Origin of the sequence: Massilia sp. DWR3-1-1 (assembly GCF_049898325.1) — a bacterium.
Lineage (GTDB): Bacteria > Pseudomonadota > Gammaproteobacteria > Burkholderiales > Burkholderiaceae_D > JAFCUW01.
This window is the reverse complement of record NZ_JAFCXL010000006.1, coordinates 227,081-239,889: the sequence shown is the minus strand read 5'-3', so window position 1 is coordinate 239,889 and position 12,809 is coordinate 227,081. Positions and strand designations below refer to the sequence as shown.

The following is a 12,809-nucleotide window of genomic DNA, read 5'->3' as shown; positions in this document are numbered from 1 at the left end:
CGTGATTTACACGGCGATGCGCGTTTCGAACTTGCTGCGGAACGTGGAAAAATAAGTTTTGACGTTGCGCACATTGGCGTGGGTGGCAAACAGCCGATGCGCCAGCGCGTGGTAGGCCGGCATGTCGGCCACTTGCACGATCAGCACGAAATCGGGCCCCGGCGCCACCCGGTAGCATTGCAGCACGGCCGCCTCGGCGGCCACCAGCGCTTCGAACTGCGCCATCTTTTCCGCCGCATTCACATCGAGCGCAATCTCGACGATGGCGCACAACTGGGCTCCCACCCTGGCCGGATCGACCAGCACCACCTGGCGCGCAATCACCCCCGAGGCCGTCAACTGCTTGACGCGGCGCAAGCAGGTGGGCGCCGATACCTTGACCCGTTCCGCCAGTTCCGCATTGTTGAGCGAAGCATCGTGCTGCAATGTGTTCAAAATGAGACGATCGAGCTCGTCGAAATCATGGTCGGTCATTGCGGTATCTCATTAAATCAAACAATTAAGCGTCTAAGATGAAATTATATTTCACGCAGTGATCTGCATGAAAGGATATTTCATAAATTGGCTTAACTTGTTAGCATATTTCATTCAGTTTCATCTAGGATACTCTTCATTCATCTTATTTCATTGAGGCAACCATGTGCGGTATCGTCGGCGCAGTAGCGCAACGCAACATCACCCCCATCCTGCTCGAGGGTTTGAAACGGCTTGAATACCGCGGCTACGATTCCTGCGGCGTCGCCTTGCACGTCGATGGCCGCCTGCAGCGTTCGCGCAGCACGGCCCGCGTGGCCGAGCTGGAAACCCAGATGGCCGAGATCGGCATGGAAGGTTTCACGGGCATCGCCCACACGCGCTGGGCCACCCATGGCGCGCCGGCGTCGCACAATGCGCACCCGCACTTTTCCCCCACCGAGGAATCGGCCCGCATCGCCCTGGTCCACAACGGCATCATTGAAAACCACGACGAACTGCGTGCCGAGCTGACGGCCCAGGGCTATGTGTTCCAGAGCCAGACCGACACCGAAGTCATTGCCCACCTGGTCGACCAGATGTACAACGGCGACCTGTTCGACACCGTCCAGCAGGCCGTCAAGCGCCTGCAGGGCGCCTATGCGATCGCCGTGTTTTGCCGCGAAGAGCCGCACCGGGTGGTCGCTGCGCGCCAGGGTTCGCCCCTGATCCTGGGCGTGGGCCAGGGCGAAAATTTCGTCGCCTCCGACGCCATGGCGCTGGCCGGCACCACCGACCAGATCGTTTACCTGGAAGAAGGCGACGTCGTCGACCTGCAACTGAGCCGTTACTGGATCGTCGACGTCGACGGCCGCCCGGCCGAGCGCGAAGTCAAGACCGTGCACGCCCACACGGGCGCTGCCGAGCTGGGCCCGTACCGCCACTACATGCAAAAGGAAATCTTCGAGCAGCCGCGCGTGATCGGCGACACCCTCGAGGGCGTGGCCGGCATCACCCCGGACCTGTTCGGCGACAACGCCGCGCTGGTATTTGCCGACATCGACCGCGTGCTGATCCTCGCCTGCGGCACCAGTTACTATGCGGGCCTGACGGCCAAGTACTGGATCGAATCGGTGGCCAAGGTGCCCGTCGCGGTGGAAATCGCCAGCGAATACCGGTATCGCGACAGCGTGCCGCACCCGAACACCCTGGTCGTGACGATCACCCAATCGGGCGAAACGGCCGACACCCTGGCCGCGCTCAAGCATGCGCGCAGCCTGGGCATGCGCCACACGCTGACCATCTGCAACGTCTCCACCAGCGCCATGGTGCGCGAGTGCGCGCTCGCTTACATCACGCGCGCGGGCGTGGAAGTGGGGGTCGCCTCGACCAAGGCGTTCACCACGCAGCTGGCCGCCCTGTTCCTGCTGACCTTGACGCTGGCCAAGGTCAACGGCCGCCTCCCTGAAGCGGACGAAGCGCTGTATTTGAAGCAGATGCGGCACTTGCCGGTGGCCTTGTCGGCCGTGCTGGCGCTCGAGCCGCAGGTCATCGCCTGGGCGGAAGATTTCGCCCGCAAGGAAAACGCCCTCTTCCTGGGCCGCGGCATGCACTACCCGATCGCGCTGGAAGGCGCCTTGAAGCTCAAGGAGATTTCCTACATCCACGCCGAGGCCTACCCCGCCGGCGAACTCAAGCACGGCCCGCTGGCGCTGGTGACGGAAGAAATGCCCGTCGTCACCATCGCCCCCAACGACGCCCTGCTGGAAAAATTGAAATCGAACATGCAGGAAGTACGCGCCCGCGGCGGCCAGCTCTACGTCTTCGCCGACGTCGACTCGCGCATCACCTCGGGCGATGGCGTCCACGTGATCCGCCTGCCGGAAAACTACGGCCTGCTCTCACCGATCCTGCACGTGGCGGCGCTGCAATTGCTGGCGTATCACACGGCGCTGGCGCGGGGGACGGATGTGGACAAGCCGCGTAATTTGGCCAAGTCGGTGACGGTGGAGTAAGCGGATCGGGGTCGAGGCCAGATTGACCCATGACGCAACGCTGCAGACTTGCGTCGCAGCCGTCGGCAAGTGAAGTAAATAAAGAAGGGAATCCGTGGACGGCGTAGTCCGGAACGGATTCCCTTTTTTATTTCTCCACTAACTGAGCACATCCGCCCAGATCTGCTGCGCCCACACCCCCGCATCGACACCCTCTTGCGCCGACGGCCGCTCCGACAACATGGCCTCCCCGGCCACCACCATGCTTCTTGTTACCAGATCATAGCGATAGCGCGTCGAAATGTGCATCGCCTGGCGGTCGTCGATGAAGCTGAAGCAGGTGTTGCTGAAAGCCGGTAGCGGATCGGGCGCTTCTCCCTGCATCAGCGCCACCACGGCGCGGGCGCAGACTTTGGCCTGGGCATTGGCCATGTGCGCCGATTTGGGCAAGCCGGCGTCGATGGCGTCGCCAATCACGTGCACCCGCGGCAGCACCGCCGAGCCATACGTCACCAAGTCGACCTCGCACCAGCGCTGCCCCACATTGGCCAGACCGCACACCTGCGCAATGCGCCCCGCGCACTGCGGGGGGATGAAGTTCAGCACGTCGGACTTGACGGTGTCGAACGCCGTTCTGACCGTCTTGCTGGCCACCTCGAGCTGCTGCACCTCGCTGCTGGGGACGTACTCGATCAGGCCCGGGTACAGCTCGCGCCAGGCGCGCTCGAACAGGGCGCGCTTCGAGGTGATGACGGGGTTGGCGTCGAGCACGATCAGTTTGGCGCGGGGCTTGTGCGTTTTGAGGTAGAACGCCACCTGGCAGGCGCGCTCGTAGGGCGCCGGCGGGCAGCGGTAGGGCTGCGCGGGCACCACGATCGTGAACACGCCGCCGTCGGGCATGGCCAGCAACTGCTGGCGCAAATTGCGCGTTTGCGGGCCCGCCTTCCACGCATGGGGAATCTGCTGCCCGCTGGCGGCCAGCGCGGGAAAGGCGTCGAACAGGAAGTCGATGCCGGGCGCGACGATGAGCCGGTCATACGACAGCTTTTTGCCCGCCACCACGATGCGCGAGGTCTCGCCGTCGATCGCCGTGACGCTGCCGCGCAGGAACTGGACGCCGTGCTCGTGGCGCAAATGATCGTAGCCAAAGGTCAGTTGTTCCAGCGTTAGCTGGCCGCCCAACACGCGGTTGCTGACCGGGCAGGAAATCAATTGGGCCTGTTGATCAACCAGGATGACCTCGATGCGCCCGCCGCTCAGCAGGCGCACATACTTGGCCGCGGTGGCGCCGCCAAAGCCGGCGCCCACCACCACCACCCGCCCCAGGCTGGCCTGGCAGGCGCTGCCCTGGCCCGCCGCCGCCGCCGCCGCCATGGCAGACCAGGCCGGTCCGCCCAGCGCCAGTCCCAGAAAATGGCGCCTTTTCATGGCCTCACTCCCATTCCAGGACGGGATAGACCACGTTGACGTTGCGCCCGTTGACGACCTCGAACAGTTGCCATTTTTTGCGCTGGGACGCGGCCGCCGTCGTCATCGTCTCGTCCAGGCTGCGGCCCTGCCGAATGCTCGCCCGTACGTCGCGCAACAAGGTGGCCAGGTAATCGCGCTGGCGCTCGAGTGCGCCGCTTTTGTTGCGGAGCACGGGGCCGTGGCCGGGAATGGCGGTCGTCGTGGGCACGGTTTGTAGTGTCTCGATGGCGGCCAGCCAGCCTGTCACATCGCCATCGCCATCGACGGCCGGCGTGCGCTCGACAAACAGCAGATCGCCCGTCCACAGCGTGCCCGTGCCCACGTCGAACACGGTGAGGTCCTGGTTGGTGTGGGCGCGCGGCCAGGCGCGCAGTTCCAGGGGGCGATCGCCCAGATCGAGACGCAGGCGGTCGTGCACGGTATCGGTGGGCGCGGTGGGAGACACCAGCGTGCTGTGCGCAGCCTGGCTGCCCAATTGCTTGTTCAGATTGCGCACATAGGCGTCACCGCGCACCGCCAGTGCCTGCGGCAGCATGGCGTGGCCGATCAGGCGCGGTGGCGCCTGCCCCGGCGTGTCAGCGCCATCAATAAAAGCGGCGTTGCCAAACACATGGTCGGGATGGCCATGGGTATTGATGACGTAGCGGATCGGCAACGCCGTGATCGCGCGCAGCGCCTGTTTTAAGGCCATGCCGACCTTGTACGAGCCGCCCGTGTCGATCACGGCGACGGCGTCGCGGCCAACGATAAAGCCGATGTTGGCGATGTCGCCATCGTAGCCATCCTCGACATCCTTGTGCTGGCCGACATGCACATACACGCCTGGCGCGACCTGTTGAACGCGCAGGGGCGCCGCCGCCACCTGGGCGGCAAGGGCGAGCGCCAGCAGCCAGACCCATTGCACGGGGCGCCCCATCTAGCTTCCCACATCGATGGACTGGCGGAAGGTGGCGCCCTCATTGTCGTGGATGACAACTTGCAGGGCGCCTGCCTGCGCGGCGATAAAGCTGAAGGCGAGCGCGGGGTTTTCGCTGATGCCGATCGAGGTGTCGGCCGTCAGCACGGGTTTGCCGCCGTAGCTGACTTCGATCTTGTTGATGAAAAATGCGGGCCGGAATCCATTGGTGTGCAAATTGCGCTGCAAGCCCGTGTACATGGGATGGCGGATCAACAGCCTGGCATGGTGGAGGGCGCCCCGTTGGAAGGGCCCGTCCAGCGCCAGTTTCATGGTGCCCGCCGCCGCCAGCGCGGCCGGATCGTCGCCCGTGGTGGTGCCGCCGCAACCGCCGGAGGCCTTCACGGCGATGCTATTGACATACAACTTGCCATCGCTCGCCTCGGCGACGACGTGAATGGGCGAATCGGATTCAAAGCGGATGCGCGTTGAAATTGCCGCCTTGCCGCTGTCGGGCGTGAAGTGGAACACCGCCGTCAAGGGCACGGGATTGGCGTCGACCAGCACGGTGACGGACTTGATGAAGCGATCGGCCGTCATCGGATGGTCGATGCTGAACGCGAACGGCACCTGCTCGCCGCTGGCCGCGCGCGCGGGCGCCGTCAGGTGAATAAACGGCGCCGGCTCCAGCCGGCGGCCGGCGAAATACGCCTGTTGCAAGGCGGGCCAGGGCGCCTGCGCCTCGTTGGACTCTTTGGCCTGGTTGGCCTGCCCGCCCAGCGCCCGTGGCGCGCCGCCCAGCAAGGCCATTGTCGCCAGGCTGGAAAACACCAGCACCCACCGCGAACGCCCTCGACGATGTTCCATCGCATCCCCCATAAATGGTTGCAATATCAGGGCGCCGCGCGCCCACTTACCCCAGCATGCCCTGCCCCCTTGCCAGCTTCAGCCACGCCGGATACTCGCCCATCAGCAGGTCGTACAGGTCTGCATCGCCATGTTCGTCCGGCGAAGCCACCGAAAAATAGTTGGCGTTGTCGATCAGCCGGCCGTCGAGATCGTCGAGCTTTTCCAGGAAGGGAAAGTCGGAATCGGCGAACTGGGCCAGCTTCTTGTTCTTCGATTTTTTGCCCTTGCCAATGCCCATGAACTGCCAAAAGATGGGCTCGTGGCTGGCCCAGCGCAACTGGCGCTCCGTCATGGCCTGGTCCGAGGTGGTGCCATCGGTGACGAACATCACGTACACGGGCACGTCGGCGTGGTGGGGCGCGCTGCGGGCGCCGCCGCCCGCGTCGGGAAAATAGTGGCGGCGCACCGCTTCGATCGCCGCGCCATAGCGGGTGTCGCCTTCGAGCGGATGGCGCTCGATGATGCGCTTGATGTAACTGGACCAGTTCGACAAGCCCATCGGCTCACCTTGGTGCACGTGGCGGCCGAACAGGAAGACATCGATTTCGCCGTCGTCGTCGAAGGTGCCGCCCAGCGCGAGCACCCGCTCGGCAAATCGTTGCACCTGGCCGCTCTTGTACAAGCTGCCCATCGAGCCGGAAATATCGAGCACCAGGCACACTTTGGCGCGGTGCCTGTCGAGTCCCACCTTGGCCAGCGACACGCCGGCCGACTTGACCAGGCTGACCAGCTGGGGCGCCTGCTGCGCCACCCGTTTTTCAAAATTGATGGTAGATGGCGGCGGTGGCGCCGACGACGGTGCCGCCACCTCGCCGCCGAAATGGCGGACCAGGGCGTCGAGCCCACCATTAAAACCCTGGCCCACGGCCTTGAAACGCCAGTCGCCATCTTTCCGGTACAGCTCGCCCAGCATGAGCGCCTTCTCGTCGGCAAAGTCGGTACCCGTGAAGGCAAAGCGGGCCAGCTGGCCGCTCGCGTCGAACAGGTCCAGGTGGCCGCCGCGTAATTGGCGCAGGGTGCCGGCGCCGTCGATGCTGGCGGTGATCACGAGGCGGTCGACCTGTGCCGGCAAGCGCGCTAGCGCAAACGAAAACGTGTGGGGGGTGGTGGCCGTGACGCCGCCGCAGGGGCTGCGTGGCTGATTAAAAAACGTCATGTAGGCTTCGCTGACGAGCTTGCCGTTGGCGTCGAGGCCGAAACAGGCGTAGTCGAGTGCGATGCCGTCGGCACCGGCCTCGGCGCGCAAGGTGGCGGTGCTGGCTTGCTTGTCGAGCAGCAGGCGCTGCCCCTTGGACAGAGTTTCCACGGTGTTCTCCCAGTCAGGCGACGATGGTCGGTGCAAACGTGAAACTGTCCGGGCGCAGTGCAGGCCCGGACGATGCCGTAGTAGCTTAAGCGTTGATGCCGAACGAGCGTGCCAGCGGGCCCAGGCCGCCCTTGAAACCCTGGCCGATGGCGCGGAATTTCCAGTCGGCGCCGTTGCGATAGACTTCGCCAAAAATCATCGCCGTTTCGCTCGAGCTGTCTTCGGACAGGTCGAAGCGGGCGATTTCCGCATTGCCGTCGCCGTTCAGGCAACGGATGTACGCCTTGGCGACCATGCCGAAGTTTTGCCGGCGGGCGTCCGCATCGTGGATGGTCACGCCGATGGCGATCTTGTCGATGTCGGCAGGCACGCTTTTCAGGTTGATGGTGATTTTTTCGTCATCGCCATCGCCGCCGCCGGTCAGGTTGTCGCCCGCGTGGACCACGGAACCGTCGACCGATTTGAGGTTGTTATAGAAAATAAAATCGCTGTCGCTGCGGGCCTTGCCATCGGTCTTGAGCAGGAAGGCGCTGCCGTCGAGGTCGAAGGCGGCGCCATCGGACGAGCGGGGATCCCAGCCCAGGCCGATCACGATGGTGGTCAGGTTCGGTGCTTCTTTGCTGAGGTTGACGTTGCCGCCTTTTTGCAAGCTGATTGCCATGGTGTTGTCTCCGTATGGGGTTGATGGTCGCGCCGGGTTCGCCTGGGGCGAAGCCGGATTGCAGGATCGATATCTATGATAGTACGAAACCACCCTCCCAGCTTAAGCAGGCCTTATGTCGCGCGCATGAAATGCACCCGCGTGGGGCGTGCCAATTCTGCTATCGTCGTCCCTACGATGCACTTTCTTTTTTCTAAAACGGATCCATTGACCATGAATATTTTTTCGCGCGGCCAAAAAGGCAAACTGAGCGATCTCGGCTGCACCTCTCCCTTGACCGTCGTCGTCGACATCGCCGCGCCCGGCGCGTCCATTGACGTGTCCTGCTTCGGTCTCGACGCCAGCGACACTTTGTCCGACGACCGCTACATGGTGTTTTTTAATCAGCTGGCCAGTCCCGCCAATGCCGTCACCCTGGCCGTCCAGGGCAACCAGGCGCGCTTTGCCGTCAATCTCGACGCCCTGCCCGCCAGCATTGCCAAGCTGGTGTTTACGGCGGCGATCGACGGCGCCGCCAGCATGCGCAGCATCGGCGCCGGCGCACTCACGGTCAACAGCACCGTCAGCTTCCCGTACAGCGGCGCCGACTTCAACGACGAAAAGGCGATCATCATCGCCGAGCTGTACCGGCGCGACGGCCAGTGGCGCTTCGGCGCCGTCGGCCAGGGGTTTAATGGTGGCCTGTCGGCGCTGTTGAGCCACTTCGGCGGCAGCGAAGCGGCTTCATCGGCATCGGCATCGGCCGCGCCTGCCGCCGCCGCGCCCGTGGAAGCGAAGAAAATCTCGCTGTCGAAAGTCACGCTCGACAAGCGCGGCGACCGGGTCTCGCTCGACAAGCGGGGCAGCAAGAGCTACGGCCGCATCAAGGTCAACCTGAACTGGAACCAGCGGCCCAGCGGGGTGGCGCAAAAAACGGGCTTCTTCGAAAAGCTCATGAACAAGCCGGACAAGGGCATCGACCTGGACCTGGCGTGCCTGTTCGAGCTGGCCGATGGCACGCCCGGCCTGGTGCAGGCGCTCGGTAAACAGTGGGGCAGTTACGATCAGCGCCCCTACATTGCACTCGAGGGCGATGACCGCACCGGCAGCGTCAGTACCGGCGAAAACCTGTTCATCAATGGCGATCACTTCGACCAGATCAAGCGCGCCCTCGTGTTCGCGTTTATTTACGAAGGCGCGCCCGACTGGAGCGCCACCGATGGCGTCGTCACCATCGAGATCGCCGACCAGGCGCCCGTGGAAGTGCGCCTGGACCAGGGCGGCAATCAGCCCCTGTGCGCCATCGCCATGATCGAAAACCACGGCGGTACCCTGCAGGTGACGAAGCTGGTCGATTATTTTTCCCAGCAGGGCAGCACCAGCGTGCACCAGCTGCTCGACACCAAGTATGGCTTCGGCCTGCGCTGGAAGACGGGCAGCAAGGATTGAAGGCGCCGGCGCGCCGGTGCCGTTAGCGCAGCTCGAGCAGCTCGACGTCAAAAATCAGGCTGGCGTTCGGCGGAATCGGCCCCGCGCCGCTGTCGCCGTAGCCCATGCTGGCAGGGATGATCAGGGTGCGCTTGCCGCCCACTTTCATCCCTTGCACGCCCTCATCCCATCCCTTGATGACCTGGCCGGCGCCCAGCGAAAAGCTGAACGGTGCGCGCCCGCTCGATGAGTCGAACTGGGCGCCGTGCCGGGCGGGCGCCTCTGGCACGTACAACCATCCCGTGTAGTGCACCACGGCGGTGGCGCCCGCCACCGCTTCCTTGCCGGTGCCGGCCAGCGTATCGATCTTTTGAAATGCCACCGCAGCGGCCGGGGCCGTAGTGGCCGCTGGCGTTGCCGCGGGTGCCGCGGCGCGCTCGCAGCCGGTCAGCGCCAGCGTGAGGGTCAGGCCGAGGACGCAGGAAGATAACAGTTGTTTCATGGTGTGCTTTCGTGGTGGTTGTCTGGAATCGCGTTCGCAGCATACAGGGCAGGTGCGCTGCCGTCATCAAGCCGTCACACCTGCTTCGTACCATTGCCTTCGATTTTTCCCACCATGCGTTACCGTCCATCGAAGGATTTTCCATGCACCACGCCAGTTCCCTGCGTCGCCTGCCGCTCGCCATCGCCATCAGTGCCCTGCTCGCCTTGAGCGCCTGCGGCGGCTCCAACAGCGGCAACCCGGCCGACGCCGCCCTCGTCCTGCCGGCCCCGCCGGCCGACCAGGGCGTCGCCGACAGCGCGCCGCTGCCGGCCGCACCGGCCTTTGTCGACAACGTGGCCAGCAACCAGCGCGGCGATGCCCGCTACGCCACGCTGGCCACCAATGCCGGCGTGCGCGTGCTGGGAGGCATGCTGGCGATCTGGAAACCGTTGACGGAAATCGTCGATGCGGGCAACAGCGCGCCCGCCGTCGATGGTTTTCCTGCTGTCGTCGCGTCGAGCTGGACGGGCGTGCCCAACGATGGCAGCAATGGCGGCACCATCGTCAACGCCGCCGTGCACAACGCCAACATCGATTACGTCGTCAAGGCCACCGCCAGCCGCAGCGCCGAGCAGGCCCTGCAGGCTTACCTGGACGACCGCCGCGGCAAGGGCTACAGCGTCACCGAGGGCATGGGGCCGTTGACGGCCGCCTGGCGCAGCGCGGCGCGCCAGAGCACCACCATCAACGGCATGCCGGCCGACGCCCTCACCGTCAAGTATGACGACGGCGGCAACAACAACGGCGTCGGCGGCGACACCAACGCCGAGTTCGGCAAAGTGATCGACCTGGTCAATGCGATGGGCAACAACGGCTCCACCGAACCGGCCAAGCGCTTCTATAAATATGCGCGGCCATTTCGCTGGAGCAGCGCGGTGCAGATCGTGCCGCAGCTTATTCCGGCCGTGAGCGCCACCCCGGCCACCGACGGCGGCTTTACCAGCGGCCATGCGGCCGAAGCGACCCGCAACGCCGTCGCCATGGCCTACGTGCTGCCCGAGCGCTACCAGGAACTGCTGGGACGGGGCCTGGAACTGGGCGAGAGCCGCATCCTGGCCGGCATGCATTCGCCGCTCGACGTCATCAGCGGGCGCGTGCAGGCGCAGGCGGTGGCTGCCGCCAACCTGATCGCCGCCGGCGCCAGCACCCGCGCCGCCGCGCTGGCCCAGGCCCACACCACCCTGATCAAGCTGACCAACACGACCGTCGCCACCTTTCCCGCCTACGCCGTCTCCGGCAGCGCCCCCACCGACCGCTTTGCCGACTACGCCAGCGCGCGCGCCAATTACCTGCGCCGCCTGACCTATGGCTTGCCGCAGAGCGCCACGGTGGCCGCCTCGCCGGCGACGGTGCCGAAGGGCGCCGAAGTGCTGCTCGAGAGCCGCCTGCCTTACCTGGACGATGCCCAGCGCCGCGTGGTGCTCAAAACCACGGCCATCGCCGCCGGCTACCCCGTGCTCGACGATGCCGAGGGCTGGGGCCGTCTGAATCTGTTCGCGGCCGGCGACGGCTATGGCCGCTTCACCGGCAACGTCGTGCTGTCGATGGACGCCAGCAAGGGCGGCGTGCACGCGGCCGACCGCTGGCGCAATAACATCGACGGCAGCGGCAAACTGGTCAAGCAGGGCAGCGGCAGCCTGAAACTCGAGGGCAAGAACAGCTGGACGGGCGGCACCCAGATCGATGCCGGCACGCTCGAAGCGCTGTCGACGACGGCGTTCGGCAAGGGCGACCTGTACGTGGCCGGTGGCGCCAGCGTGATCAGCAATGCAGCGGGCGTGCTGGTGGTGGGCGGCAAGTACACCCAGCTCAGCGGCGCGGCGCTGACCTTGCGCCTGGGCGCGGCCCAGCAGGGACGCCTGAGCGTGGCCGGCGCCGTCACCATCGGCGGCGGCAGCTTGCGCATCAGCTTCCAGGACGGCGTCAAGCCGGCCGTGGGCGACACCCTGGTGGTCATCAGCGCGGCCAGCCTGAAGGGCAAATTCGACACCATCACCGTCGACGGTTTCAGTGTCACGCCAAGCTACACGGAAACGGGCCTGCAACTGCGCCTGGGCAGCTAAGCAAGCCAAACAAGCCAAATAAGCCAAGCGTCACCAGCGCGCGGCGGCCGGGATCGAAATAACAACGATCGCCCCCGGCCGCCGCCACACCCCCTCGAATTGCCAGCGTCCTTGCGCTACAATGTCGACTGCAGCGCGCTGCGGGCTTTTGAGCCTGGCGCGACTTGCCACGGACATGCCGTTCCACGCCGAACGCCAGCCACCCAGCAAGCGCTCCCCCACTTCCACCAGGAAAGACGGGCCGAGACAGCGCTTCGAATACCGGTCACAGAGCAAGCCCGCCATCGCGCCGCGCTTGCGTTCGCGTTTTCATTTTGCTCGGATTTACATTTATGCTTTCAGCATCGGTCGTGGCGCCCTCGCCATTCGCTTGCCGCGCGGTCTCGTCGCCCGGGCTCTGTGTTCCATGCGTCCCTTCCAGCGGAACGGGCGCGTGACGCCCGCCTCGACGGCGCCGGCCAGCGTGCGCGTGTCCGCCGGCATGCCCCACACCGTGCTCGAAGACGCCTACGGCCTGACCGCCGGCGTGCTGTTCGCCGCCATCGGCATCGCCATGCTCAAGGCGGCCGGCCTGGTCACGGGCGGCGTCGCCGGCATCGCCCTGCTGATGTCCTACGTGGTGGCGCTGCCCGTGGGCACCCTGTTCATGGCCATCAACCTGCCCTTCTTCCTGTTCGCCTACCTGTTCATGGGCTGGCGCTTTGCCGTCAAGTCGGTGCTGGGCAGCGTGATGATCATGGCCTTGCTGCAACTGATTCCCCACGCCTTCATCCTCAACTATGTCCATCCCGCCTTCGCCGCCCTGATCGGCGGCACCTTGTGCGGCATGGGCGTGCTGGCGTTCGCCCGCCATGGCGCCGGCCTGGGCGGCACCGGCATCGTCACCATGTGGCTGTCGAAACGCTTCGGCATCAATCCGGGCCGCTCGCAACTGGCCATCGATTGCGTGATTTTATTGATGTCGCTGACGGTGGTCTCGCCCACGCTGGTGGGCTGGTCGGCCCTGAGCGGGGTGGCCCTGTCGGCCATGATGATGACCTGGCACAAGCCGGGTCGTTACGAGTGCAGTTGAGCGTTCCCGTGCCCGATGCGGCGTGTCGCGTGCCG

11 protein-coding genes are annotated in these 12,809 nt (G+C 65.1%); 4 read left to right on the top strand and 7 right to left on the bottom strand.

All coding sequences use genetic code 11. The features are described 5' to 3' along the window. Positions 1-6: 6 nt before the first annotated feature. Positions 7-474 (bottom strand): Lrp/AsnC family transcriptional regulator, encoded by a 468-nt coding sequence (locus ACP7EY_RS08760; protein ID WP_426192503.1) that lies wholly within the window; start codon positions 472-474, stop codon positions 7-9. A gap of 164 nt (positions 475-638) precedes the next feature. On the opposite strand from ACP7EY_RS08760, the gene glmS reads away from it, so the two are divergent. After that, positions 639-2,468: a glutamine--fructose-6-phosphate transaminase (isomerizing) gene (gene glmS, locus ACP7EY_RS08755; RefSeq protein WP_426192501.1), complete on the top strand. Its 1,830-nt coding sequence runs from the start codon at positions 639-641 to the stop codon at positions 2,466-2,468. 138 nt (positions 2,469-2,606) lie between these two features. Here the strand turns inward: glmS and ACP7EY_RS08750 are convergent, their stop codons facing one another. The 5 genes from ACP7EY_RS08750 to ACP7EY_RS08730 form a co-directional block, all read right to left on the bottom strand. Beyond that, a complete protein-coding gene (locus ACP7EY_RS08750; RefSeq protein ID WP_426192499.1) occupies positions 2,607-3,875 on the bottom strand; it encodes an FCSD flavin-binding domain-containing protein in 1,269 nt (422 codons plus the stop codon). A 4-nt stretch (positions 3,876-3,879) separates the two neighbouring features. Continuing rightward, complete coding sequence (locus ACP7EY_RS08745) at positions 3,880-4,821, bottom strand: quinoprotein relay system zinc metallohydrolase 2 (protein ID WP_426192497.1); 942 nt, start codon at positions 4,819-4,821, stop codon at positions 3,880-3,882. A 12-nt stretch (positions 4,822-4,833) separates the two neighbouring features. Then, a complete protein-coding gene (locus tag ACP7EY_RS08740) occupies positions 4,834-5,679 on the bottom strand; it encodes a quinoprotein dehydrogenase-associated SoxYZ-like carrier (RefSeq protein WP_426192495.1) in 846 nt (281 codons plus the stop codon). A gap of 46 nt (positions 5,680-5,725) precedes the next feature. After that, entirely contained in the window at positions 5,726-7,027 is a 1,302-nt protein-coding gene (locus tag ACP7EY_RS08735) for a VWA domain-containing protein (RefSeq protein WP_426192493.1), read from the bottom strand. Positions 7,028-7,112: 85 nt separating this feature from the next. Beyond that, the gene (locus ACP7EY_RS08730; RefSeq protein WP_426192491.1) at positions 7,113-7,688 is read right to left on the bottom strand and encodes a TerD family protein; all 576 of its coding nucleotides are present in this window, start codon (positions 7,686-7,688) and stop codon (positions 7,113-7,115) included. A 213-nt stretch (positions 7,689-7,901) separates the two neighbouring features. On the opposite strand from ACP7EY_RS08730, the gene ACP7EY_RS08725 reads away from it, so the two are divergent. Next, the gene (locus ACP7EY_RS08725) at positions 7,902-9,116 is read left to right on the top strand and encodes a TerD family protein (protein WP_426192489.1); all 1,215 of its coding nucleotides are present in this window, start codon (positions 7,902-7,904) and stop codon (positions 9,114-9,116) included. 22 nt (positions 9,117-9,138) lie between these two features. Here the strand turns inward: ACP7EY_RS08725 and ACP7EY_RS08720 are convergent, their stop codons facing one another. Then, on the bottom strand, positions 9,139-9,597 hold the full coding sequence (locus ACP7EY_RS08720) for an FKBP-type peptidyl-prolyl cis-trans isomerase (protein WP_426192487.1): 459 nt from the start codon (positions 9,595-9,597) through the stop codon (positions 9,139-9,141). A 143-nt stretch (positions 9,598-9,740) separates the two neighbouring features. On the opposite strand from ACP7EY_RS08720, the gene ACP7EY_RS08715 reads away from it, so the two are divergent. Then, positions 9,741-11,702: a phosphatase PAP2 family protein gene (locus ACP7EY_RS08715; RefSeq protein ID WP_426192485.1), complete on the top strand. Its 1,962-nt coding sequence runs from the start codon at positions 9,741-9,743 to the stop codon at positions 11,700-11,702. Positions 11,703-12,108: 406 nt separating this feature from the next. Beyond that, positions 12,109-12,774, top strand: coding sequence for a YitT family protein (locus ACP7EY_RS08710; RefSeq protein ID WP_426192483.1), 666 nt, complete (start codon positions 12,109-12,111; stop codon positions 12,772-12,774). Positions 12,775-12,809: the final 35 nt, after the last annotated feature.

Excerpts from the sequence above, each read along its gene's own strand:
- ACP7EY_RS08710 (WP_426192483.1), top strand. The coding sequence starts at position 12,109 with ATGCGTCCCTTCCAGCGGAACGGGCGCGTGACGCCCGCCTCGACGGCG.
- ACP7EY_RS08730 (WP_426192491.1), bottom strand. The coding sequence starts at position 7,688 with ATGGCAATCAGCTTGCAAAAAGGCGGCAACGTCAACCTCAGCAAAGAA.
- ACP7EY_RS08720 (WP_426192487.1), bottom strand. The coding sequence starts at position 9,597 with ATGAAACAACTGTTATCTTCCTGCGTCCTCGGCCTGACCCTCACGCTG.
- ACP7EY_RS08740 (WP_426192495.1), bottom strand. The coding sequence starts at position 5,679 with ATGGAACATCGTCGAGGGCGTTCGCGGTGGGTGCTGGTGTTTTCCAGC.
- ACP7EY_RS08725 (WP_426192489.1), top strand. The coding sequence starts at position 7,902 with ATGAATATTTTTTCGCGCGGCCAAAAAGGCAAACTGAGCGATCTCGGC.
- ACP7EY_RS08715 (WP_426192485.1), top strand. The coding sequence starts at position 9,741 with ATGCACCACGCCAGTTCCCTGCGTCGCCTGCCGCTCGCCATCGCCATC.
- glmS (WP_426192501.1), top strand. The coding sequence starts at position 639 with ATGTGCGGTATCGTCGGCGCAGTAGCGCAACGCAACATCACCCCCATC.
- ACP7EY_RS08760 (WP_426192503.1), bottom strand. The coding sequence starts at position 474 with ATGACCGACCATGATTTCGACGAGCTCGATCGTCTCATTTTGAACACA.
- ACP7EY_RS08750 (WP_426192499.1), bottom strand. The coding sequence starts at position 3,875 with ATGAAAAGGCGCCATTTTCTGGGACTGGCGCTGGGCGGACCGGCCTGG.